Origin of the sequence: Brevibacterium senegalense (genome assembly GCF_000285835.1) — a bacterium.
Taxonomy (GTDB): Bacteria; Actinomycetota; Actinomycetes; order Actinomycetales; family Brevibacteriaceae; genus Brevibacterium; species Brevibacterium senegalense.
The window spans coordinates 51,870-75,031 of sequence record NZ_HE978609.1 but is presented as its reverse complement, the minus strand read 5'-3'; the positions used below and the strand labels follow the sequence as shown (position 1 = coordinate 75,031).

The window sequence follows — 23,162 nt, the reverse complement described above, 5'->3', positions numbered from 1 at the left end:
GCGAGGCTGTCCGTGACAGGCACTGCGTGTGACGCTTCGGGGTCGCAGGCGGTGCGAGCGCCTGGCCTGGGCGTCAATCGACTTTCGCGAAGTACGAGAATGCTCGCTCGTAGAACGGTAGAGAAGTGCGTTGTGGAAGATGGCGGTCAGGCAATCGCGCGCCCGGCCCAACGATTCTCGCGATGTGCGGGAATGCTCGTACGCACAACGGTAGAGAAGTGCGAACTGGGTGTCCTTCTGCGGGAGGAGCGGAGGAGCTCCTTCCGCCTCACCCCGCGGCCGCGCGGCCCGCCACCTTCCCGGAGAACAGGCAGCCGCCCAGGAACGTGCCCTCGAGGGCGTTGTTCCCGTGCACACCGCCACCGCCGAAGCCGGCGGCCTCGCCCGCCGCGAACAGCCCCTCGACCACCGAGCCGTCCGCCGCACCCAGCACCCGCCCCTGCAGGTCCGTGTGCAGTCCGCCCAGGGTCTTGCGCGTGAGCACCCGCAGGCGCACCGCGATGAGCGGTCCGGCCGCGGGATCCGTCAGTCGGTGCGGCGCGACCGCCCGCATGATCTTGTCACCCAGGTAGCCGCGCGCCGCGTGGATCGCCTGGATCTGCCGGTCCTTGCTGAAAGGGTTGTCGACCTGCGCGTCCCGCTCCGCGATGAGATCCGCGATCCGCCCCGGATCCAGCCTCACTGGTCCGGCGTCCCCAGCACCACCAGCACCAGTCTCATCCCACTCCCGCGCCACCACTGCGTTCATCCCCGCGACCAGCTCCTCCACGGAATCCGCGCGCACGAAGTCCTCCCCGTTCTCCAGGAACGCCTCGATGGGCGCCGGCGCGCCGGAGCCCAGACGGCCGGCCAGCTGTCGTACAGACTTCCCGGTCAGATCCGGATTCTGCTCGGATCCGGACAGCGCGAACTCCTTCTCGATGATCCGCTGGGTGAGGATGAACCACGAGTGGTCGTGGCCCGTGCCCCGCAGGTGCCGCAGGGTGCTCATCGTGTCGAAGCCGGGGAACGCCGGGTCGGGCAGCCTCCGCCCCTCCGCGTCGATCCACAGCGACGACGGTCCCGGGAGGACCCGGATCCCGTGGCCCGGCCACACCGAGTCCCAGTTCCCGATCCCCTCGACGTAGTGCCACATCCGATCCGGGTTGAGGATGTGCGCGCCGGCAGCCTGCGCGATCGGCATCATCGAGCCGTCGACGTACGCCGGCACCCCCGTGAGCATCCGCGCCGGGGGAGTCCCCAGCCGCTGCGGCCACTGCGCCCGCACCATGTCGTGGTTGCCGCCGATCCCGCCGCTCGTCACGATCACGGCCCCGGCCCGAAGATCGAAGTCGCCCACGACCTCCCGTGAGCTCGCCACCCCGCGCGCCGCGGGGTCCTCCGCCAGCACCGTTCCCGAGGCCCCGGTCACCCGGCCCGCCTCCGTCACCAGGGAGGTCACCCGGTGCCGGAAGTGAACGCGCAGGCGACCGGCACGGATGTGCTCCTTCGCACGGGCCACGAACGGTGCGAGGATGCCGGGCCCGGTGCCCCACGTGATGTGGAAGCGGGGGACGGAGTTGCCGTGTCCGTGCGCGGTCCCGTCCCCGCGCTCCGCCCACCCCACGATGGGGAAGAAGCGCACGCCCATGCCGTGGAGCCATTCCCGCTTGGGGCCGGCCGCGAAGTCGAGGTAGGCCTCCGCCCACTGCCGGGGATTCGCGTCGTGGTCCTCGAACTGCGCGGACCCCCACCAGTCACGGGCGGCGAGCTCGCGCGAATCGCGGATCCCCATGCGACGCTGCTCCGGCGAATCGACGAGGAAGAGACCACCGAAGCTCCAGTACGCCTGCCCACCCAGGTTCGCCTCTGACTCCTGGTCGAGGAGCGTGACAGTGGCGCCCGCCTCGCAGGCCTCGGTCGCGGCGACGAGCCCCGACAGACCGGCCCCGATGACCAGCACGTCCGATGAGTGAGCCGACATGAAGGACCTCCGGGTCACGAGGGTGCGGACGTTCCGCGACTGCAGTCTGTGACGGGGGTAACAAAAGAGCGGCGCCCCGCTGAGCAGTGGCGACATCACCCTCCCCGGACCCACTCTTCGCTGCCGTGCGACCATCGAAGTCGGTGTGCACCGGACGGGATCTCGAAGGAGTGAGCGATGAGCGAGGACGTGGAGCAGGAAGACGACGGATCGGATGAGGAGATCCGCCCGACGACCGGCCCGCCGCTGCCGCGCACCGTCGGCCACGCCGGCGAGCTGTTGGCCGGACTCGATGGCCAGGCGAAAGGCTCGGTGTGGCAGCTGGATCCCGCTGCCCGGGATCTGGATGCGAACGTCATCGCGCTACCGGCCGGTGGATCGATCGAGGGGCACGTGGGGCCCGATCTCGATGTGCTCATCCACGTGCTGGAGGGGTCCGGCACCCTGGGGACGGAATCCGAGGCAGTGGGCCTGGACGTGGGTTCGATCGTGTGGCTGCCGAGGCGCTCGTGGCGGAGGTTCGAGGCGGGGTCGCAGGGCCTGCGCTACTTCTCCGTCCATCACCGCAAGCCGGGATTGAGCATCAGCATGCGGGGGTGAGGAGGGTGAGCCGGATCAGCTGAGGAGGTAGAGGCTCAGCGCCATGACGGCGGCACCCACGACCAGTCCGATCACCGTCGCACGGCTCTCGCGCTGCGCACGGGCGGCCGGCAGCAGCTCCGTCGCGCAGATCGTCAGCATGATGCCGGCGACTCCGGCCAGCACGGCGCTCAGGACTACGGGGGTGAGGAGCGGTGCCAGCAGCAGCCACCCGATGACCGCCCCCGCCGGTTCCGCCAGCCCGGAGGCGAAGCTCGCCAGCAGCGCCTTGCCCCGCTGTCCCGTGGCGTGGTGGATGGGGACGGCGACGGCGATCCCCTCGGGGATGTTGTGCAGTGCGATCGCAGCGACGACCGGGAGCGCGACGGCCGGGTCGTGGAGCGCGGTCAGGAACGTGGCGAAGCCCTCGGGGAAATTGTGCGCGGTGATCGCGACGGCCGTGACGAGGCCGGTCCGCAGCAGCACGGCCCGCTGGCGCTCCTCACCCTGTTCCGGCAGCTCCCTCCGGCTGCGGAAGCGTGCGGCGGCGAAGAAGACGAACACGGCCAGACCGCCCAGCACCGCGGCGAGGAGCGCCCACCACGGGGACGCGCCCTCGGCGCTCAGGTCGGCGGCCGATTGGGGGAGGAGCTCCAGGATGGACACGCAGGCCATGACCCCGGCGGAGAACCCCAGCGCTCCCGCGAGGAACCGGCGCGACATCCCGCCGCCCAGCACACCCAGCACGCCGCCCACGCCCGTCGCGAGCCCGGCGAGCAGGCTGAGGGAGAAAGCGATGAGAGCGGCCATGACTCAGAGAATCCCCTGAAGTCATGACCGCTCACAAGTCGTCGTTTGCGCAGATGAGCGAACGTGCGGCGGTGTCAGCCGCCGATCGCCCTCTGCACCTTCTTGAGTCGGCGGCTCAGGATGAAGATGCGCACGCTGCCGATGATCCCCGCCACCAGCACGCCGGCGATCGCCGCCAGGAGCATGGCCACGCCCAGGGGCAGCTGGAACTCCCAGGCGAAGTACTGGAACTGCGCGGTCGAGTTGTTCTGGATGATGAAGACCAGGAGCAGGATCGTGATGACCGCGCCCAGGATCAGTGACACCCAGACGCCACCGGACAGTCCGCCCTTGGTCTCCGTGGCGGGGATGTCCTGCGTGTTTCGCTGCTGCTCGACCGGAGCACTGGGCGCGGGCCCCGGCGCAGGCGCGGGGGACTGCTGCGTGGGCTGATCGCCGCCGTCCTCCAGGAGCTCGGGCGGCAGGCTGTCGCTCAGGTTCCCGGATCCCGTGCCGCCGGTAGGGGAAGGGCTCGGTGCGTTGTGCGGATCGGGGTTCGTCGTCATACAGCAAGCGTACAGCCGATGTGTCGTGCGTCCCATGATTCTCACACCGCGCTCGGCGCAGACGACAGCGGGGGCACACGGACCCGTGTGCCCCCGCTGCCGTCTGCGGAATATCAGCCCAGCGTCGCGATGATCTCGTTGAGCTTCTGCGACGGACGCATGACGGCGTCCGCCTTTTCCTCCGACGGGTTGTAGTACCCGCCCAGGTCGACCTCGCGGCCCTGCACGGAGATGAGCTCGCGGGTGATCGCGTCCTCGTTCTCGCGCAGCGCCTTCGCGACCGGAGCGATGGCATGGGCCAGCGGCTGGTCGTCGGTCTGCTTCGCCAGCTCCTCAGCCCAGTACAGGGCCAGGTAGAAGTGGCTGCCCCGGTTGTCGATCTCGTTCACCTTGCGCGACGGCGACTTGTTCTCCTCCAGGAAGGTCGCGGTCGCGTCGTCCAGCGTCGCGGCGAGCACGCCCGCGCGGTCGTTGCCCTCCTTGTTCTGGAAGTGGCGGAACGACTCCGCGATCGCGAAGAACTCGCCCATGGAGTCCCACCGCAGATGGTTCTCCTCGACCAGCTGCTGCACGTGCTTGGGCGCGGATCCGCCCGCGCCCGTCTCGAACAGACCGCCACCGGCGATCAGCGGGACGACGGACAGCATCTTCGCGGACGTGCCCAGCTCCAGGATGGGGAACAGGTCCGTGTTGTAGTCGCGCAGCACGTTGCCGGTGACGGAGATCGTGTCCTCGCCGCGGCGGATGCGCTCGACGGACAGCTTCGTCGCCTCGACCGGCGACATGATGCGGATGTCCAGGCCGTCCGTGTCGTGGTCGCCCAGGTACTCCTTGACCTTCGCGATGAGCTGCGCGTCGTGTGCGCGGTTCTCGTCCAGCCAGAACACGGCGGGGGTGTCGGACAGGCGTGCGCGCTCAACGGCCAGGCGGACCCAGTCGCGGATCGGGACGTCCTTCGTCTGGCAGGCGCGCCAGATGTCACCGGCGGACACGGTGTGGCTCATGACGACCTCGCCGGCACCGTTGACGACCTCGACGACGCCATCGGCGTCCAGCACGAACGTCTTGTCGTGCGAGCCGTACTCCTCCGCCTTCTGCGCCATGAGGCCCACGTTGGGGACGGAGCCCATCGTCGTGGGGTCGTACGCGCCGTTGGCCTTGCAGTCGTTGATGACGGCCTCGAACACGCCGGCGTACGACGAGTCGGGGATGACGGCCAGTGTGTCGTGCGTCTGGTCGTCCGCGCCCCACATCTTGCCGCCCACGCGGATCATCGCGGGCATCGAGGCGTCGACGATCACGTCGCTGGGGACGTGCAGGTTCGTGATGCCCTTCGCGGAGTTCACCATCGCCAGGGCGGGGCCCTCGTCCAGGCCCTTCTCGATCGCGGCCTTCACGCCCGCTGCGGTGTCCGCATCGAGGGCGTCCAGGCCGGACAGGATCGCACCCAGGCCGTCGTCCGCGGACAGGCCCGCGGCGGCCAGCTGGTCGCCGTACTGTGCGAAGACCTCGGGCAGGAACGCACGGACCACGTGGCCGAACAGGACCGGGTCGGAGACCTTCATCATGGTCGCCTTCAGGTGCACGGAGAACAGGACGCCGGATTCCTTCGCGGCGGCCACCTGCTCCGTGAGGAACGCGCTCAGCGCCTTCGTGTCCATGAACGTGCCGTCGACGACCTCGCCCTCCAGGACGGGGAAGGACTTGAGCTCGCGCGCCTCGCCGTCGGCCGGGGTGAAGCGGATCGTGAAGGTGTCCGCAGCGGGGGAGACGACCGACAGCTCGTTCGAGGCGAAGTCGTTCTCGCCCATCGTCGCGACGGTGGTCTTCGAGTCCGCGGACCACTCGCCCATCGAGTGCGGGTACTTCTTCGCGTACTGCTTGATCGCCTTGGGTGCGCGGCGGTCGGAGTTGCCCTCGCGCAGGACCGGGTTGACGGCGGAGCCCTTGACGGAGTCGTAGCGCTTGCGCGCGTCCTTCTCCTCGTCCGTCTGCGGGTCCTCCGGGTAGTCCGGCAGGTCGTAGCCCTGGGACTGCAGCTCCGCGATCGCGGCCTTGAGCTGGGGGACGGAGGCGGAGATGTTGGGCAGCTTGATGATGTTCGCGTCCGGGGTCTTCGCCAGCTCACCCAGCTCTGCCAGGGCGTCGTCCAGGCGCTGCGCGTCGGTCAGGCGCTCCGGGAACAGGGCGATGATGCGGCCGGCCAGCGAGATGTCGCGGGTCTCCACATCGACTCCGGCGGTGCGGGCGAACGCCTCCACGATCGGCTTGAGCGAGTACGTGGCCAGCAGCGGAGCCTCGTCCGTCCGCGTGTACATGATCTTTGCCATGGAACAGCATCTCCGTCTTCGGTGGGGGTTATTCCGCGCCAGTCTATCGTTCTGGCAATCGGCTGAGCGCCGGATGCCCGCGTGCTGGAAGTCACACGCGTGCGCCCCGCCCGGCCGGGCCGGGCAGCCCACCGTCGCCGAGGCCGGGGAGACCGCCGCTGCCCCGGTCACCGAGTACGATTCCGATGTCCCACCCCCATCCGGCCGTCACCCCCCCGGCGGCCCACCGCTGCCGCCCGGCGTTCCCGGCCCGGCCCGCACCCCCGCCCGCACCCCCAGGAGAGTGACCGCACACATGGCGAAGCTGTACTTCCGCTACGGCGCGATGAACTCCGGCAAGTCGACGGCGCTGCTGCAGGCAGCCTTCAACTACGAGGAGCGCGGTCAGCGGGTGCTGCTGGCGAAACCCCACATCGACACGAAGGGCGACGACCTCATTGTGTCGCGCCTGGGCGTCTCGCGGGCCGTCGACTTCCTGATCGCCCCCGGTCAGGACGTTGTCGCCCTCTTCGACGAGGCCGCCCAGCGGGTCGACCACTCTGCTCTCATCGAGACGCTGGACGACCCGGGCCTGCCGGTCAGCTGCCTGCTCATCGACGAGGCCCAGTTCCTGGAGCCCGCCCAGGTCGACGGCCTCCTGCGGATCGCCGTTGACCGCCGAGTCCCCGTCATGACGTACGGCATCCGCACCGACTTCCGCACGAGCGCCTTCCCCGGCTCCGGTCGGCTCCTGGAGATCGCGCACTCCCTCGAGGAGCTCAAGACCATCTGCCGCTGCGGCAGCAAGGCGATGTTCAACGGCCGGAAGGTCGACGGAACCTTCGTCTTCGCCGGCGACCAGGTCGCCATCGACGGCGTCGACGTCACCTATGAGTCCCTGTGCCCCGCCTGCTACCTGCGCGAGTCCGGCGGCCGTCTGGGCTGACACGCCCGCCGCCGAGGCCCCCGCACCTCCCGCTGCGACCCCACCTCCTCGGGACGACGCCGCGTCACGGGCACCCCGCCACACCCTGAGATGCCTCTGCCGTCCGGCGACCCGCGGCGGATAGGCTGGACGCGCCCGCATTCGTCGGCCTGCCACCTGCTGGGAAGGATCCCTCATGACTGCGCTCGCACACTCCCTCATCAACGACGCCGACCCCTCCGCACCTCTGCTGATCCTGGGCCCGTCGCTGGGCACGCACGGCTCGCAGTGGGCGGGTGTCGCCTATCGCCTCGCGGACGACTTCCGGGTCGTCACTCTCGACCTCCCCGGCCACGGCGCCAGTGCCCGCATGCCGGACGTCACGATCGACGCACTCGCGGACGAGGTCGTCGCGATCGCGGACGCCCACGGCGCCTCGACCTTCTTCTTCGCCGGCGTCTCGATCTCCGGTGCGATCGCCCTGACCCTCGCCCTGCGCCACCCGCAGCGCCTGCGCGGGGTCGCGGCCCTGTGCACCGGTGCGTACTTCGGCGGTGCGGAGCGCTGGAACGAGCGGATCGGCGAGGTCCGCGCGGCCGGCGGGCTGCGCGCACTCGTCCCGGACACCGCGGACCGGTGGTTCGCCGCCGGCTTCCTCGACGAGGACATCGCCGCGGGACCCATCGTCCTCGAGCAGCTGGCCCAGACGGATCCGGAGGGCTACATCGACTGCTGCGGCGCACTGGCGGGCTACGACATCCGCGATCGCGTCGCGACGATCGATGTGCCGCTGCTGCTCCTCGCGGGCGCCCAGGACCCGGGCAACACCCCGGACTCCATGCGCGAGCTGCACCAGCAGATCGAGGGCTCCTCCTTCGCCGTCATCCCCGACGCCGCGCACCTGCCCATGGTGGAGCACCCGGAGCTCGTCGCAGAGCGGCTCGAGCGCTTCTTCGCCCAGCAGCTCGACTGACAGGTCACCGCGCACCGCGCTGCGACCCGGTTCCTCGGCCGTCCTCCTCGCCCACGGCACCGCGACGTGCGTAGGGTGAAAGTCCGACACGTGGGACAGCACTGCTGTCACCGCTTCACCTGACGGCAAGGAGGCCGCCACATGAGTGATGGGAACACGCAGCGGAACGACCCGACGATCCGGACTGCGGCGAGCTCTGGACGACCGCAGTTCCCGCCGGATCGGCCCGGCGGACGGATCGTCTCCGCCGGCTTCAAGGATCCTGGGCTGCCGAAGCGGGCGGTGACCATCCGCTGGACGGGCTTCGTCGCCGGCCTCGTCGCCGCGGTCCTCATGTTCGCGCTGCTGCCGGGAAGCATCGCGCCGGAGGCGCGGGTCACCGCTGCGACAGCGGCGCTCATGGGCGTCTGGTGGATGACCGAGGCGATCCCGATCCCGGCGACGGCTCTCCTGCCGCTCGTGATCTTCCCGATCTTCAACGGCGTCGAGCTGTCCGAGGTGGGCGGCAGCTACGGGTCGGACACGATCTTCCTCTTCATGGGCGGCTTCCTGATCGCCCTGTCGATGCAGAAGTGGAACCTGCACCGGCGGATCGCCCTCGTCGTCCTCCGGATGATGGGCGATCGGACGAACCTCATGATCGCCGGATTCATGATCTCCACGGGGTTCCTCTCCATGTGGGTGTCGAACACGGCGACCGCGGTGCTCATGCTGCCGATCGGCCTGTCGGTCCTCATCCTCGTCAACGAGACGATGGAGCGCTCCGGCGAGGTGCCTCCGCTCAGTGAGGCGGGGGACGCAGGCGCTGAGACGACCTCCGAGTCGACGAAGGACTCGATCCTCCAGTCGAAGTTCGGCACCGCACTCATGCTGGCGATCGCCTATTCCGCATCCATCGGCTCGCTGGGCACGATCATCGGCACTCCGCCCAACACGTTCCTCGTCGGCTATCTGCGGGACAACCACGACATCTCGATCGGATTCGGCCAGTGGATGCTGGTGGGCGTGCCGGTCGCGATCGTCATGATGGTCATCGCGTGGTTCCTCCTGACCCAGGTGTTCTTCCGGCCGGAGGTCACGAGGATCCCCGGTGGCAGGCAGCTCATCGACGATGAGATGGCGAAGCTCGGCCCGATGTCCCGGCCGGAGTGGATGGTGCTCGCCGTGTTCGCACTCGCCGCGCTGTCGTGGATCCTCATCCCGACGATCTTCGACCCCGCTCCCATCTCCGATGCGGGCATCGCGATGACCGTGGGACTCATCCTCTTCATCCTCCCCGCCGGCGCGAAGCCGGGCGTGCGGCTGCTCGACTGGGACACCGCGGTGGACATGCCGTGGGGCGTGCTCCTGCTGTTCGGCGGAGGGCTGGCGCTGTCGGGGCAGTTCACCTCGTCCGGTCTCACGGAGGCGATCGGCGGCGCAGTCGAAGGTCTCGCGGGGGTGCCGATCATCGTCCTCGTCGCGGTCCTGGCGTTCGCGATCCTCTTCCTCACGGAGATCACGTCGAACACCGCGACCGCGGCGACCTTCATCCCGGTGGTCGGCGGCGTCGCGCTGGGGATCGGTGCCGATCCGCTCCTGCTGACGGTGCCGGTCGCGCTGGCGGCGACCTGCGCGTTCATGCTGCCCGTCGCGACCCCGCCCAACGCGGTCGCATTCGGTTCCGGATATGTGACGATCGGTCAGATGGTGAAGGGCGGCTTCTGGCTCAACCTCATCGCCCTCGTCATCATCACGCTGGCGACGATGACTCTGGCGGTGTGGGTCTTCGGCATCGTCTACTGACGCGGCCCCGGCGTCCGCGTTGCAGTCGTCCTGTGCGCGTCCGGGACGCGGTGGTTACAGTGATGGCCATGTCTCGACTCTTCGAACCCATCACCCTGCGCAGCCTCACCGTCAAGAACCGCGTGTGGCTGCCGCCGATGTGCCAGTACTCCTGCTTCGCGGGCGACGGCGTGCCCACGGACTGGCACCTCGTGCACCTGGGTGCGCGGGCGCAGGGCGGGTTCGGACTCCTCATCGCCGAAGCCTCCGCGGTCACCCCCGACGGCCGCATCTCGCCGAATGACTGCGGCATCTGGAACGACGAGCAGGCGGAGGCCTGGTCCCGCGTCGTCGACTTCGTCCACAGCCAGGACGCGGCGATCGCACTGCAGCTGGCGCACGCCGGCCGCAAGGCCAGCACGCACCCCAACTTCTACGGCGGCCCCAAGGGCGTCATCCCCGTCGAGGAGGGCGGCTGGACCCCGCTGGGCCCCAGCGCCCTGCCCTACCCGGAGCTGGCGCAGCCGCGACAGATGACGAAGGACGACATCGCCGAGGTCGTCGCCGCCTTCGCGGCCGGAGCCCGCCGGGCCGCGTCCGCCGGTTTCGACGCGGTGGAGATCCACGCCGCCCACGGCTACCTCCTCCACTCGTTCCTCTCACCGCTGTCGAACACGCGCGATGACGAGTACGGAGGCGACTTCGAGGGCCGCACGCGCCTGGTGCGCGAGGTCTACGCCGCCGTGCGGGCACAGGTGGGGGAGGACATGCCCGTGTTCGTCCGCGTGTCCGCGACGGAATGGGCGGCCGAGGACTGGGAGGACCAGGGCTTCGACGTCGAGCAGGCCGCAGAGCTCGCCGCTCTCCTGACCGCGGAGGGCTGCGACCTCATCGACGTGTCCTCCTCCGGCAACGTGCCCGCACGCATTCCCGTGGGGCCCGGCTACCAGGTGCCGCTGGCCGGGGAAGTGGCCCAGACCGGTGCCACGACCGGTGCGGTCGGACTCCTGACGCACGGTGCGCAGGCGGAGCAGGTCCTCGTGACCGGCGACGCGGACGTGGTGCTGATCGGGCGGGCCGCTCTGCGCGATCCGGCCTGGCCTCAGCGCGCCGCCTTCGACCTGGGCATGGACTGGCGCGAGGCGCCTTACCCCCAGCAGTACACGCGGGGAGCGTTCCGCGCGACCCACTGACCCGTTCAGCACGGAGGCGCGTCACCCGGGATCAGGTGACGCGCCTCCGTCGCCATCGGATCTCACGCCTCAGACGCCGGATCCTCGTGCGGGGCGTGCGAACGGCTGAGTTCCAGGCCGATGACGCCCACGAGGATGAGGCCGATGCAGAGGATCTTGGCCGGACCGAAGGGCTCGCCCTCGATCGCGGACCAGACCGCTGTCACCGTGGCGCCGACCCCCACCCAGATCGCGTAGGCGGTGCCCAGGGGGATCTTCTTCATCGCCCGTTGCAGGCCCCACACGGAGCCGGCCAGGCCCAGCAGGAACGTGATCGCGTTGACGGGGTCCAGGATGTCGGAGAGCGCGTGCGCCCAGACGGCCTCGAGGGAGCCGGACAGGATGAGCAGGATCCAGTGCATGTCAGCTCACCACCTGGAGGCCCACGACGCCGGTCAGGAGGACCGCCGCGAAGACCGCGCGCAGCCAGGTCATCGACTCGCGGCGCTGCAGCACCGCCAGGAGCAGCGTCGTGACGGCGCCGATCCCCACCCACACGGCGTAGCCGGTGCCCACGGGGATGCTGCCGAGCGCCGCCGCCAGGCCGCCCATGGACACGAGGGTGCCCACGAGGAACAGGAGGATGCGCCGGGGCATGCGCAGATGATCGGCCGCGAGCGCGTACGCCCACATCGTCTCGAAGGCGCCGGAGACGATGAGCACCGTCCAGGCGAGTCCGGGGGACAGGTCGAAGGACATGGGGATTCCTCATCTGGCCGTCTTGTCGCGTGTGCGGGTACGGCTCCCTCGTCCGCGGGCGGTGTGTGCGCCCGGGACCGACGGTAGCAAGGGGCGGAGACCCACCGCGCGATGCCCACGATGCGGGACAGGGGGGTCCGTCCGCCCCCCGGTCTGCGCCTAGAGTGGGTCCATGGACATCGTGGAGCGCGCATTCGCAGGATTCACCCTCCGCTCGATCGCTGTGTCGGAGATGCAGAACAACGTCTATCTCGTGACCGCGGACGGCGCGGACTCACACGTCCTCATCGACGCGGCAGACGACCTGCCGGCGATCCGGTCCCTCATCGAGGCGGCCGGCGGGGGAGGGGTCGATGCGATCCTCACGACCCACCGCCACTGGGATCACGTGCGCGCGCTGGCGGACGCGTCCCGGGAGCTGACCGACCGCACGATCGCCGGCGTCGACGACGCGGCCGCGATCACGGAGGAGTCCGGGGCGGACATCGCGGAGACGGTGGCGCACGAGGACGTCCTCGTCATCGGGGACCTGTCCTTCGCGTGCATCGCCCTGCGGGGACACACGCCCGGCTCGATCGCCTTCGTCCTGACGGACGCGGACGGCCAGGACGTCATCGTCTCCGGCGACTCGCTGTTCCCCGGAGGTCCGGGCAAGACGTGGTCGGAGGAGGACTTCGACTCGCTCATGGACGACCTGGAGGAGCGGATCTTCGACCGGTTCGCCGATGACGCGCTCGTCCTCCCGGGCCACGGCGACGCGACGACCCTGGGCGCGGAGCGGCCGCACCTCGAGGAGTGGCGCGCCCGCCGCTGGTGAGACTCAGAACGTCGCGGTGGCTCAGAAGGTCGCGGTGACGCTCAGGCCCCAGAGGGCCCACAGGAGTGCGACCCCGCAGAGGACCAGCGGCCACGGATGTGTCCGGGTCGTGATCTCCGACGGCCCCGCCGGTCCGTCCGCGCGCTGGAGCCAGAGGGCGCGCGCGTCCAGCAGTCGCTGCACCGGTAGAGCGGTGTGGGGTTCGACGATGCCTCGGCGGAACCCCCGCGTCCCGGCTTCCGCGTCCGGACGGGCGTCCTGGACGACGGTGTTGTCATCGACGTGCGGCTCCGCGGACTGGCCGAACATTCCAGGCCTCCGCACCCGGCGCCCCGCATCGGGCAGTGACCAGACGCCGATCCGCTTCCCGGCATCCGTCGTGAGGGTGACGCCCAGACGCTGATCGATCGACTCGACCCGCGCGAACGGCACGTCATGGGTGCGCACGATGTTGACGACCCGCAGTCCCCAACCCGTCAGCAGCACGCGGGGGCGCAGGTAGCAGGCCCATCCCACCGTCGCGATGAGCACGGGCAGACCCAGCATCGCGACGGCCGCTGCGGGCGGCACCTGGACGACGATGAGGAGGGCGACCAGCGCGCCCGCGACCGTCGTCGTCCACCCGATGGCGGTCGCGGACGAGGTCCTCAGCACGGTCTCGGATTCGTCCGGATCCCGCTGGTTCTGCGCTCCACTCATGCGGTCGAGTGTATGGCCATACATGTGCTGTCACGAATGAGTAACGATGGCGGATGGTGTGGCTCACAGCGTGTGGTGCGGCTCACCCCGGTCGTACAGTTCAACCAATTCATGCTTCACGCATGACCCGCTCATGCGGGACTCAGGAAGGGCCGCTCGCGGCCCTTCCGGTCCGCAGGGGCCACAGCTGGAACGAACGACATACGAGGAGACGACGTGAAGAAGCGCTACCTGGGACTGGCCGCGAGTGTCGCCGCCGGCGCCCTCGTCCTATCCGCATGCACCCCGCCGGGCAGCAGCGGGGACGGCGGCGGCGAAGGCGGCGGCGGTGAGGGCGGCGATTCGCTGCTCAACGTGGGCTGGAACGAGCCCTTCCGCAGCATGAACACGATGACGGCCAACGGCAACGCCGTCGCGAACTCGATCGTCACGTACATGATGAACGACAACTTCGGGTACTACGACGACAACCTGGAGGTGCAGGAGGGCGACCTGGGCACCGTCGAGCAGGTGTCCGAGGACCCGCTGCAGGTCAAGTACACCTTCGCGGATTCCGCGACCTGGTCCGACGGCACACCGGTCGACGCGGCGGACATCGTCCTGCAGTGGGCCGCGCAGTCCTCGAACTTCAACACGGCCGAAGAGGAGGAGGTGTCCCGCGACGAGGAGTCCGGTGCGATCGAGGAGATCGAGGACGAGGAGACGGTGTTCTTCGACTCCGCCTCGATCGGCCCGTCGCTCATCAAGGACTTCCCGGAGGTCTCCGAGGACGGCAAGGAAGTGACCTTCGAGTACTCGCAGGCTTTCGCCGACTGGCGCTACTCGCTGGGCTTCGGCGCGGACGGCGTGGGCGTGCCCGCGCACATCGTCGCGAAGAAGGCTCTGGGCGAGGAGGACCCGGAGGCCGCGAAGCAGGCTGTCCTCGATGCGATCGAGAACGAGGACACCGCCGCGCTGTCCACCATCGCGAACGAGTGGAACACCGCCTTCGACTTCACGTCGATGACGGACGACGAGGATCTCATCGTCCACAACGGCCCGTACAAGATGGTCGACTTCGCCGAGGGTCAGTACCTCACCCTCGAGGCGGACGAGAACTACTCGGGTCCCAAGGAGGTGGGCGTCAACCAGGTCACGATCCGCTACAACGAGGATCCGATGGCATCGGTCCAGGCCGTGGAGAACGGTGAGATCGACATCATCCAGCCGCAGGCCACGGCAGACGTGAAGTCCGCAGCCGAGGCGATCGACGGCGTCACCGTCGAGAGCGAGGACGGCGCGACCTACGAGCACGTCGACCTCACGTACGACAACAACGGCCCCTTCGACCCGGAGTCCTACGACGGCGACGAGGAGACCGCGAAGCTGGTGCGCCAGGCCTTCCTCAAGACCCTGCCGCGCGAGCAGATCGTCGAGACGATCATCAAGCCCCTCAACGAGGAGGCGACGGTCCGCGACTCGCTCTACATGGTCCCCGGTGCACCGGGCTACGACGAGGTCGTCGCGGGCAACAGCTCCGACGAGTTCGCCGGCGGTGACATCGAAGGTGCTCAGGAGCTCCTCGAGGAGGCCGGCGTCGAGGCGCCCACGGTCCGCCTCCTGTACGGCGCGTCGAACGAGCGTCGCGCGCAGCAGGCCACGCTCATCAAGGAATCCGCGGAGCAGGCCGGCTTCGAGATCGTCGAGGACGGTGACGACAACTGGGGCACCCGCCTGGGCGACGGCACGTACGACGCCTCGCTGTTCGGCTGGCAGTCGACCACGACGGGCATCTCGAACTCGGACGCCAACTGGCGCACCGGCCAGCAGAACAACTACGGCGGCTACTCGAACGAGGAGCTCGACGACATGCTGGACGAGCTCATGGTGACGACGGAGGAGTCGGAGCAGACACCCCTGGTGACGGAGATCGAGAAGACCCTCATCGAGGACGGCTTCGGCATGCCGATCTTCCAGCACCCGGAGCTGACGATCTACCGCGATCGCGTGCAGAACGTGTCGACGACCACCGTGTCGCCCACCATGTTCTGGAACTACTGGGAGTGGCAGGTCAGCTGAGAGCCGTGAGGCTCCTCAGCTGAACGCCCAACCGCAGCCGCACCGCCGACGGGGACACCAGCATTGGTGTCCCCGTCGGCGGGCGGCCCAGAACCGAAGCGTGAAGCGCCATGATCAGATTCATCCTCCGACGAACCCTGTCGACCGCCGTCGTCCTGCTGGTCGTCACCCTCGTCCTCTTCCTCCTGCTCGACACCGCGCTCGACTACTACGCGGACCTGCGGCAGAGCACCGCCCCCAACATCGGCGCCCTCTACGAAGCGCGCGCCCGCCTCCTCGACCTCGACACCCCCGCGATCATCCGCTACTTCCAGTGGCTCACCGGTGCGGCCGGCTGCCTCGTGGGCAGCTGCGACCTGGGCACCGCCTGGGTGAGCGGGCAGCCCGTGACGGACCAGCTCCAGGGCGCGGTCGTCAACACCGTCAAGCTCGTGACCGGTGCGACCCTCGTGTCGATCCTCGTGGGTGTCTTCCTGGGCATGATCTCCGCACTGCGGCAGTACACCGGGTTCGACTACTTCATCACCTTCGTGAGCTTCCTCCTGTACTCGCTTCCCGTCTTCTGGGTCGCCGTCCTCCTCAAGCAGTACGGTGCGATCGAGTTCAACAATTTCCTGTCCGACCCCGTCGTGGGCTGGGTCCCGATCATCGTTGTGTCCGTGGCCGCGGGCCTCATCTGGATGGGCGCTCTGGGCGGCACCGGCAGGCGCCGGCTCCTGGCCTTCGGCGGCGCCACCCTCGTCACCTTCGGCACGATCTATTACGTCCTGGCCTCCGGCTGGCTGTACGACCCCACCTTCGGCATCGTGGGCATCGGGGTCTTCTCGCTCGCGACCGCTGTCGCCGTCACGTTCCTGTCGACGGGGCTTTCGAACCGGCGCGCACTCTGGACCGCACTGACCGTCGCCGTCATCGGCATCGGTCTCTACATGCCGCTGCAGAACCTCTTCTGGTACGTCGAGATGAACTGGCTGTGGATGTTCCTGCTGGCGCTCGTCGCCGTGGGCGTGGGCCTCGCCGTAGGAGCCGCGTTCCGCGGACCCGACCCCCTGGTCTCCGGCCGCACCGGCGCGATCACCGCGATCGTGATCGGCGTGCTCATCTTCATCGACCGCGTCTTCCAGGAGTGGGGCCGCTACGGCGACCACCCCGCGATCAACCAGCGCCCCATCGCGACGATCGGCGCCAGCACCCCCAACCTGACGGGTGACTTCTGGTTCGTGAACCTCGACAGCTTCACGCACCTGCTGCTGCCGTCGATCGCCCTGGTCCTCATCTCGATCGCGTCCTACACGCGCTACACCCGCGGTTCGATGCTCGAGGTCATGAACCAGGACTACATCCGCACCGCGAAGGCCAAGGGCCTGCCGGGCCGCACCGTCGTCATGCGGCACGCGCTGCGCAACGCGCTGCTGCCGCTGGCATCGATCATCCCGGTCGACATCATCACGATGATCGGCGGCGCGGTCATCACGGAGACGATCTTCGGCTGGTCCGGGATGGGCAAGCTCTTCATCGACTCGATGAACCGCAACGAGCTCGACCCGATCATGGCCTACATCGTCATCACCGGACTGCTGGCGGTCGTCGCGAACCTCGTGGCCGACTTCCTCTACGCAGTCCTCGACCCGCGAATCCGAGTGGACGCCTGATGAGCACGACACACGACACACCCCCGGCATCGCCGTTCGGCTCCGGCCCGGACGACGCGGATGCCCCCACCGCGATCGAATCGAAGGAGGACGCCGGCCTGTCGCAGGGCGCGATCGTCCGCCGCAAGTTCTTCCGCCACACCGGCGCGATGGTCAGCATGATCGTCCTGGGCCTCGTCGCGCTCCTCGCCTTCACCGCGCAGGGCGTGGGCCCCATCCCGGGCTGGTGGATCCACAACCACGTGAGCTCCGGCCCGGTCGTCAACCCCGGCGGAGCGCCCACGTGGACGCTGGCGAACCCGTTCTCGCTGGGCGAGCATCCCTTCGGGCAGGACGACATCGGCCGCGACAACTTCGCCCGGGTCATGAAGGGCACACAGATCTCGCTCATGGTCATGGTCATCATCGGTGCGACCGCACTGGTGATCGGCACGACGATCGGCGCGCTGGCCGGTTACTACCGCGGCTGGCTGGACGGCCTGCTCATGAGGATCACGGACGGCTTCATCATCGTCCCCACGATCGTCGTGGGAGCGATCCTGGGCAAGCTGATCGGTGGCCCCTCCTTCTCCTTCTTCGGTCTCCCGCTGTCGTCCTATCTGGCCCCCATGCTGGGGCTGGTGCTGGGCGGCATCCTGTGGACCGGACTCGCCCGCCTGGTGCGCGGTGAGTTCATGGCGCTGCGCGAGCGCGAGTTCGTCGACTCCGCCCGCGTCTCCGGCGCCGGGGACTTCCGGATCATGTTCACGCACATCCTGCCCAACTCCGTGGGCGTCATCATCGTGAACACGACGCTGCTCATGAGCCAGGCGATCGTCCTGGAGACGGCGCTCAGCTTCCTGGGCTTCGGAATCCGACCGCCGCAGATCTCGCTGGGCCAGCTCATCAACGAGTACCAGAGCGCCTTCTCCACCCGGCCCTGGCTGTTCTGGTGGGCGGGCCTCTTCATCATCATCATCGCGCTGTGCGTCAACTTCATCGGCGACGGTCTGCGCGACGCGTTCGACCCCCGCATGAAGGCGATCCCGTCGCAGCGCAAGATGGACCGCGCGGACCGGAGGCGGGCGGCTGCGGGCGGGACGACCGTGACAGCGGCGACCACGGCCTCGGCGGCGGAGCCACCGGACGGCGGGTCCGCCCCGTCGGACGGCGACGACACGAGGAAGGGGGAGCTGTGAGTCAGGACGAGCAGCCGACCGGCGGACCCGGTCAGACGGATCCGGCCGGTCACGCGGACTCCGCCGGACGGACGGCCACCGCGAAGGAGCCCATCCTGTCCGTCAAGGACCTGAGCGTCCGCTTCTGGGTGGGCGACGAGTGGTTCACGGCGGCGGAGGGACTCACCTACGACCTGCACCCCGGTGAGGTGCTGGCGATCGTGGGCGAATCCGGCTCCGGCAAGTCGCAGTCGTCGATGTCGCTCATGGGGCTGCTGCCGCGCAACGGGCGGGCATCGGGGTCCGCGCGGCTGGGCCACCGCGAACTCGTGGGCCTGGCGGAGGAGCGCATGCAGCGCGTGCGCGGCAACGAGATCTCCGTGATCTTCCAGGAGCCCATGACGGCGCTCAACCCTGTCTACACGGTGGGCTTCCAGATCGTGGAGACCCTGCGCGTCCACACCGTCATGGGCCCCAAGCAGGCGAAGCAGGAGGCGCTGCGCCTCATGCGGCTGGTGGAGATCCCGGACCCGGAGGACCGCTTCAACGCGTTCCCGCACCAGCTGTCCGGCGGTCAGCGCCAGCGCATCATGATCGCGCAGGCCCTGGCCTGCCAGCCCAAGCTCCTCATCGCGGACGAGCCCACGACCGCCCTGGACGTGACGGTCCAGGCGGAGATCCTCAAGCTCATGCGCGAGCTGCGCGAGAAGGTCGACGCCGGCATCATCCTCATCACGCACGACATGGGCGTGGTCGCGGACATGGCGGACCGGATACTCGTCATGAAGCAGGGGCGCGTCGTCGAGGAGGGGACCGCGCAGCAGATCTTCAGCGCGCCCCAGCACCCGTACACCCGTCAGCTGCTGGACGCGGTGCCGCACCTGGGTTCGCGCGCGGGGGAACCGGGTGCCACTGCGTTCGGCTCCTCGGGGCAGGACGTCGAGCTCGAGTACGTCGACGACCTGGCGGCCATCCCGCTGGAGTCCAATGACACGTACGAGCACCCGGGCGGACGCATCGAGACGGATCACACGGCGCTGCGGCTGGCCGGGGCGACGATCGAGTACCCCGCGATCGGGAGGCGCAAGGCGTTCCGCGCGGCCCACTCGATCGACCTGGCGATCGCACCCGGCGAGGTCGTGGGCCTCGTGGGGGAGTCCGGTTCCGGCAAGACGACGATCGGCCGTGCGGCGGTGGGGCTCATCCCCGTCGTCGAGGGGTCGCTCACCGTGGGCGGGATCGAGGTCGCGGGCAAGAAGAACAAGGATCTGCGCGAGCTGCGCAAGACCGTGGGCTTCGTGTTCCAGGACCCCGGCTCCTCCCTCAACCCGCGTCTGCCGATCGGCGAGTCGATCGGCGAGCCGCTCGCGCTGCACGAGAAGCTCAAGGGGCCGGAGCTCAGCCGCCGCGTCGAGCAGATGCTCGAATCGGTCCAGCTGCCCACCTCGATGCGCAACCGCTACCCGCACGAGCTGTCCGGCGGCCAGCGCCAGCGCATCGGCATCGCCCGTGCGCTCACGCTCAAGCCGTCCCTGCTCATCGCGGACGAGCCCACCTCCGCCCTGGACGTGTCCGTGCAGGCGAAGGTGCTCACCCTGTTCCGGGACCTGCAGGAGCAGTACGGCTTCGCGTGCCTCTTCATCAGCCACGACCTGGCGGTCGTCGAGATGGTCGCCAGTCGGATCGCGGTCATGCGACACGGCCACCTGCTGGAGATCGGGCCCAGCTCGGATCTGGTCGCGCAGCCGCGCCACCCGTACACCCAGCACCTGCTGGCGGCCGTGCCGGTGCCGGATCCCGTCGAGCAGCGCCGCCGCCGTGAGGCGCGCGACGCACTCCTCGAGGCGACCGAGGGAGGACTCGCCTCCTGACCCCGGTCGCTGGAGACGCACCTGGTGAAGTGCCCTCCCGGACGACCGCACCGCTCCCGAGGCCGTGGTCCGGGACGGTGCCCCGGCCCGCCTCCCGCGGTCACCCCGCCCCGTCGCTCCACCCCTCTTCACAGGTGGAGCGACGGGGCGGAGCCGTTCAGGCCCCTATAATCGTCTACGGCGCAACCGCCACCTCTATGAAAGCGAGCCCATGACGCTGCACACCTCCCGCCGCTCGGACCGAAGGAACGTCGCGATCGTCGCGCACGTCGACCACGGCAAGACGACCCTCGTCAACGCAATGCTCACGCAGGGCGGTGCCTTCAGCGACCACGGGGACGTGGGCGATCGCGTCATGGACTCGGGCGAGCTGGAGAAGGAGAAGGGGATCACGATCCTCGCGAAGAACACCTCCATCGCCTACACCGGTCCGTCCGCGGACGAGCCCATCACGATCAACGTGATCGACACCCCGGGCCACGCGGACTTCGGCGGCGAGGTGGAGCGCGGCCTGTCGATGGTCGACGGCGTCGTCCTCCTGGTGGACTCCTCGGAGGGCCCGCTGCCGCAGACCCGCTTCGTCCTGCGCAAGGCGCTGGCCGCGCAGAAGCCCGTCATCCTCGTCGTCAACAAGACCGACCGCGCGGACGCCCGCATCGAGCACGTGCTGGACGAGGCGCAGGACCTGCTGCTGGGGCTGGCCTCCGACCTGGCGGAGGAGATCGAGGGCTTCGACGCGGAGGTCGTCCTCGACGTGCCCGTCGTTTACGCCTCCGCGAAGGCCGGACGCGCCTCCGTCAACCGTCCCGCGGACGGCGATCTGCCGGACAGCGAGGACCTGGAGCCGCTCTTCAAGACGATCCTCGAGTACATCCCCGCCCCCGCGACCACCGATGACGGGGTCCTGCAGGCGCACGTGACGAACCTGGACGCCTCGCCGTTCCTGGGCCGGCTGGCGCTGCTGCGGATCTACGGCGGCACGCTGCGCAAGGGCCAGCAGGTCGCGTGGGTGCACTCGGACGGCGAGATCTCCTCCGCGAAGGTGACGGAGCTGCTGGAGACCCGCGGGCTGGAGCGCATCCCGGCGACGGAGGCGTCCGCGGGCGACATCGTCGCGATCGCGGGCATCCCGGAGATCAACATCGGCGACACGATCACGGACCTCGAGGACCCGCGCCCCATGCCGGGCATCACGGTCGACGACCCCGCGATCTCCATGACGATCGGCATCAACACCTCGCCGCTGGCCGGCCGCGAGAAGGGCACGAAGGTCACCGCCCGCCAGGTGAAGGACCGCCTGGACCAGGAGCTGGTGGGCAACGTGTCGCTGAAGGTGCTCCCCACGGAGCGACCGGACGCTTGGGAGGTGCAGGGCCGCGGCGAGCTGGCGCTGGCGATCCTCGTCGAGCAGATGCGCCGCGAGGGCTTCGAGCTCACCGTCGGCAAGCCGCAGGTCGTCACCCGGCACGTGGACGGCGTCCTCCACGAGCCGCTCGAGCACATGACAATCGACGTGCCGGAGGAGCACCTGGGCGCGATCACGCAGCTCATGGCGTCCCGCAAGGGCACGATGGAGACGATGGCGAATCACGGCACCGGCTGGGTCCGCATGGAGTTCAAGGTCCCGGCCCGCGGCCTCATCGGCTTCCGCACCCGCTTCATGACGGAGACGCGCGGCACCGGCATCGCGAACTCGATCTCCGCCGGCACCGCGCCATGGGCCGGCCCCATCGAGTTCCGCACCGCGGGCTCGCTGGTCGCCGACCGCGCCGGGGTCGTCACCCCGTTCGCGATGATCAACCTGCAGGAGCGCGGCTCGTTCTTCGTCCAGCCCACCTCCGAGGTGTACGAGGGCCAGATCGTGGGCGAGAACTCCCGCTCCGACGACATGGACGTGAACATCACGAAGGAGAAGAAGCTCACGAACATGCGTGCGGCCTCCTCCGACTCGTTCGAGAACCTCGTCCCGCCGCGCACCCTCACCCTCGAGGAGAGCCTCGAGTTCGCGAACCAGGACGAGTGCGTCGAGGTGACGCCGTCCTCCGTCCGCATCCGCAAGGTCATCCTGGACCAGAAGGAGCGCCACAAGTCCCAGCGCAGGATGCAGGGCTGATCCGCCGTTGACGACCCCCACCGTCCTCCTCGTCCACGCCCATCCCGACGACGAATCGATCGCGACGGGCGGCACGATGGCCCACCTGGTGCGCGCGGGTGCGCGCGTCGTCCTCCTCACCGCGACCCGGGGCGAGGGCGGTGAGGTCATCGGCGAGGAGCTGGCCGGCCTCGAGGGCGACCGGGCGGGCCTGGCCGCGCACCGCGAGCAGGAGCTCGCGGCCGCGCTGCAGGCGCTGGGGGTCACCGAGCACGCGTACCTGGGCCAGTCCGCTCCCGAGGCCGCGGCCGGGTTCCCCGCCCGCCGCTTCGAGGACTCGGGCATGGTGTGGGGCGAGGACGGGCACGCCCACGCCCCCGCGACGATGCCGCCGGATGCGTTCTGCGCGGCGGACCCGGACGACGTCGCCGCCCGCGTCTCCGCCGTCATCGAGGCGGTGGACCCGCACCTCGTCCTCACCTACGGCGCGGACGGCGGCTACGGCCATCCCGACCACCGCCGCTGCCACGAGGCCGCCGTGTCCGCGCTGCGCCGCGGCAGCCCGGCCCGGTCGGACCGGACGCGCCTGCTCACGATCGTGAATCCCCCGGCCGCCGTAGCCCGGACCTTCGACGCGACCGCGCCAGGCTTCGACCTCACGGGCTTCCTGCCCGCCGAGGCCCCTTCCACCATCGCGGACGAGGTCCCCGTGGCCGTGGCCCAGGACGTCGAGGACGTGCTGGGGCAGAAGGCGATGGCGATGGCCGCGCACGCCACCCAGGTCACGGTCGCCGGCGACTTCTTCGCCCTGTCGAACCGGATCGGCCAGCGGATCGGCACGACGGAGCACTTCGCCCTGGCGGACTTCGCGAAGAGCGCGGACGCACCCGTGCGGGCACTGCCGGACGGCACGGTCGACGAGATCGCGCTGCTGGCCCCCGACCGCTCTCCGGGCGGGCGGGCGCGGGCATCGAGACCGGCGCACCCCTGCCCGCCGGCGCGGCGGCGGGAGCCGCC

Annotated in this window: 19 protein-coding genes; 12 read left to right on the top strand and 7 right to left on the bottom strand. The window is 69.5% G+C overall.

Annotation, left to right across the window (positions count from 1 at the left end; all coding sequences use genetic code 11):
• Nucleotides 1-268 precede the first annotated feature (268 nt).
• Nucleotides 269-1,963: an FAD-binding dehydrogenase gene (locus tag HGBR_RS14375; RefSeq protein WP_019160045.1), complete on the bottom strand. Its 1,695-nt coding sequence runs from the start codon at nt 1,961-1,963 to the stop codon at nt 269-271.
• A 177-nt stretch (nt 1,964-2,140) separates the two neighbouring features.
• On the opposite strand from HGBR_RS14375, the gene HGBR_RS14370 reads away from it, so the two are divergent.
• Nucleotides 2,141-2,563: a hypothetical protein gene (locus HGBR_RS14370; RefSeq protein WP_019160044.1), complete on the top strand. Its 423-nt coding sequence runs from the start codon at nt 2,141-2,143 to the stop codon at nt 2,561-2,563.
• Nucleotides 2,564-2,578: 15 nt separating this feature from the next.
• Here the strand turns inward: HGBR_RS14370 and zupT are convergent, their stop codons facing one another.
• The 3 genes from zupT to HGBR_RS14355 form a co-directional block, all read right to left on the bottom strand.
• Complete coding sequence (gene zupT, locus HGBR_RS14365; RefSeq protein ID WP_019160043.1) at nt 2,579-3,352, bottom strand: zinc transporter ZupT; 774 nt, start codon at nt 3,350-3,352, stop codon at nt 2,579-2,581.
• A 74-nt stretch (nt 3,353-3,426) separates the two neighbouring features.
• A complete protein-coding gene (locus HGBR_RS19090; RefSeq protein WP_019160042.1) occupies nt 3,427-3,897 on the bottom strand; it encodes a LapA family protein in 471 nt (156 codons plus the stop codon).
• Between the two features lie 113 nt (nt 3,898-4,010).
• Complete coding sequence (locus HGBR_RS14355; protein WP_019160041.1) at nt 4,011-6,227, bottom strand: NADP-dependent isocitrate dehydrogenase; 2,217 nt, start codon at nt 6,225-6,227, stop codon at nt 4,011-4,013.
• 295 nt (nt 6,228-6,522) lie between these two features.
• On the opposite strand from HGBR_RS14355, the gene HGBR_RS14350 reads away from it, so the two are divergent.
• From HGBR_RS14350 to HGBR_RS14335, 4 genes are all read left to right on the top strand, one after another.
• The gene (locus tag HGBR_RS14350; RefSeq protein ID WP_019160040.1) at nt 6,523-7,152 is read left to right on the top strand and encodes a thymidine kinase; all 630 of its coding nucleotides are present in this window, start codon (nt 6,523-6,525) and stop codon (nt 7,150-7,152) included.
• A 175-nt stretch (nt 7,153-7,327) separates the two neighbouring features.
• The gene (locus HGBR_RS14345; protein ID WP_019160039.1) at nt 7,328-8,104 is read left to right on the top strand and encodes an alpha/beta fold hydrolase; all 777 of its coding nucleotides are present in this window, start codon (nt 7,328-7,330) and stop codon (nt 8,102-8,104) included.
• Nucleotides 8,105-8,245: 141 nt separating this feature from the next.
• On the top strand, nt 8,246-9,889 hold the full coding sequence (locus tag HGBR_RS14340) for an SLC13 family permease (protein ID WP_019160038.1): 1,644 nt from the start codon (nt 8,246-8,248) through the stop codon (nt 9,887-9,889).
• A 68-nt stretch (nt 9,890-9,957) separates the two neighbouring features.
• Nucleotides 9,958-11,061: an NADH:flavin oxidoreductase/NADH oxidase gene (locus HGBR_RS14335; protein ID WP_019160037.1), complete on the top strand. Its 1,104-nt coding sequence runs from the start codon at nt 9,958-9,960 to the stop codon at nt 11,059-11,061.
• 62 nt (nt 11,062-11,123) lie between these two features.
• Here the strand turns inward: HGBR_RS14335 and HGBR_RS14330 are convergent, their stop codons facing one another.
• Together HGBR_RS14330 and HGBR_RS14325 are read right to left on the bottom strand one after the other, a co-directional pair.
• Nucleotides 11,124-11,462 carry a DMT family transporter gene (locus HGBR_RS14330; RefSeq protein ID WP_019160036.1) on the bottom strand — a complete coding sequence of 113 codons (339 nt, stop codon included), beginning with the start codon at nt 11,460-11,462 and terminating at the stop codon, nt 11,124-11,126.
• A gap of 1 nt (nt 11,463) precedes the next feature.
• Nucleotides 11,464-11,799, bottom strand: a complete 336-nt coding sequence (locus tag HGBR_RS14325; protein ID WP_019160035.1) for a DMT family transporter — start codon at nt 11,797-11,799, stop codon at nt 11,464-11,466.
• A 172-nt stretch (nt 11,800-11,971) separates the two neighbouring features.
• Between HGBR_RS14325 and HGBR_RS14320 the strand changes: the two genes are divergently transcribed.
• Entirely contained in the window at nt 11,972-12,616 is a 645-nt protein-coding gene (locus HGBR_RS14320; RefSeq protein ID WP_019160034.1) for an MBL fold metallo-hydrolase, read from the top strand.
• A 21-nt stretch (nt 12,617-12,637) separates the two neighbouring features.
• On the opposite strand, the gene HGBR_RS14315 is transcribed toward HGBR_RS14320, so the two are convergent.
• Nucleotides 12,638-13,315, bottom strand: a complete 678-nt coding sequence (locus HGBR_RS14315; RefSeq protein ID WP_019160033.1) for a hypothetical protein — start codon at nt 13,313-13,315, stop codon at nt 12,638-12,640.
• 216 nt (nt 13,316-13,531) lie between these two features.
• Between HGBR_RS14315 and HGBR_RS14310 the strand changes: the two genes are divergently transcribed.
• The 6 genes from HGBR_RS14310 to HGBR_RS18245 form a co-directional block, all read left to right on the top strand.
• Nucleotides 13,532-15,373 (top strand): ABC transporter family substrate-binding protein, encoded by a 1,842-nt coding sequence (locus HGBR_RS14310; RefSeq protein ID WP_019160032.1) that lies wholly within the window; start codon nt 13,532-13,534, stop codon nt 15,371-15,373.
• A 110-nt stretch (nt 15,374-15,483) separates the two neighbouring features.
• A complete protein-coding gene (locus HGBR_RS14305) occupies nt 15,484-17,025 on the top strand; it encodes an ABC transporter permease (RefSeq protein WP_019160031.1) in 1,542 nt (513 codons plus the stop codon).
• Nucleotides 17,025-18,203, top strand: a complete 1,179-nt coding sequence (locus HGBR_RS14300) for an ABC transporter permease (RefSeq protein WP_019160030.1) — start codon at nt 17,025-17,027, stop codon at nt 18,201-18,203. The genes HGBR_RS14305 and HGBR_RS14300 overlap by 1 nt, the downstream gene beginning before the upstream one ends.
• On the top strand, nt 18,200-20,053 hold the full coding sequence (locus tag HGBR_RS14295) for an ABC transporter ATP-binding protein (protein ID WP_019160029.1): 1,854 nt from the start codon (nt 18,200-18,202) through the stop codon (nt 20,051-20,053). The genes HGBR_RS14300 and HGBR_RS14295 overlap by 4 nt, the downstream gene beginning before the upstream one ends.
• Before the next feature lie 211 nt (nt 20,054-20,264).
• The gene (gene typA / locus HGBR_RS14290; RefSeq protein ID WP_019160028.1) at nt 20,265-22,166 is read left to right on the top strand and encodes a translational GTPase TypA; all 1,902 of its coding nucleotides are present in this window, start codon (nt 20,265-20,267) and stop codon (nt 22,164-22,166) included.
• A gap of 7 nt (nt 22,167-22,173) precedes the next feature.
• The coding region (locus tag HGBR_RS18245) for a PIG-L family deacetylase (protein ID WP_019160027.1) at nt 22,174-23,162 on the top strand (989 nt) is incomplete at its 3' end.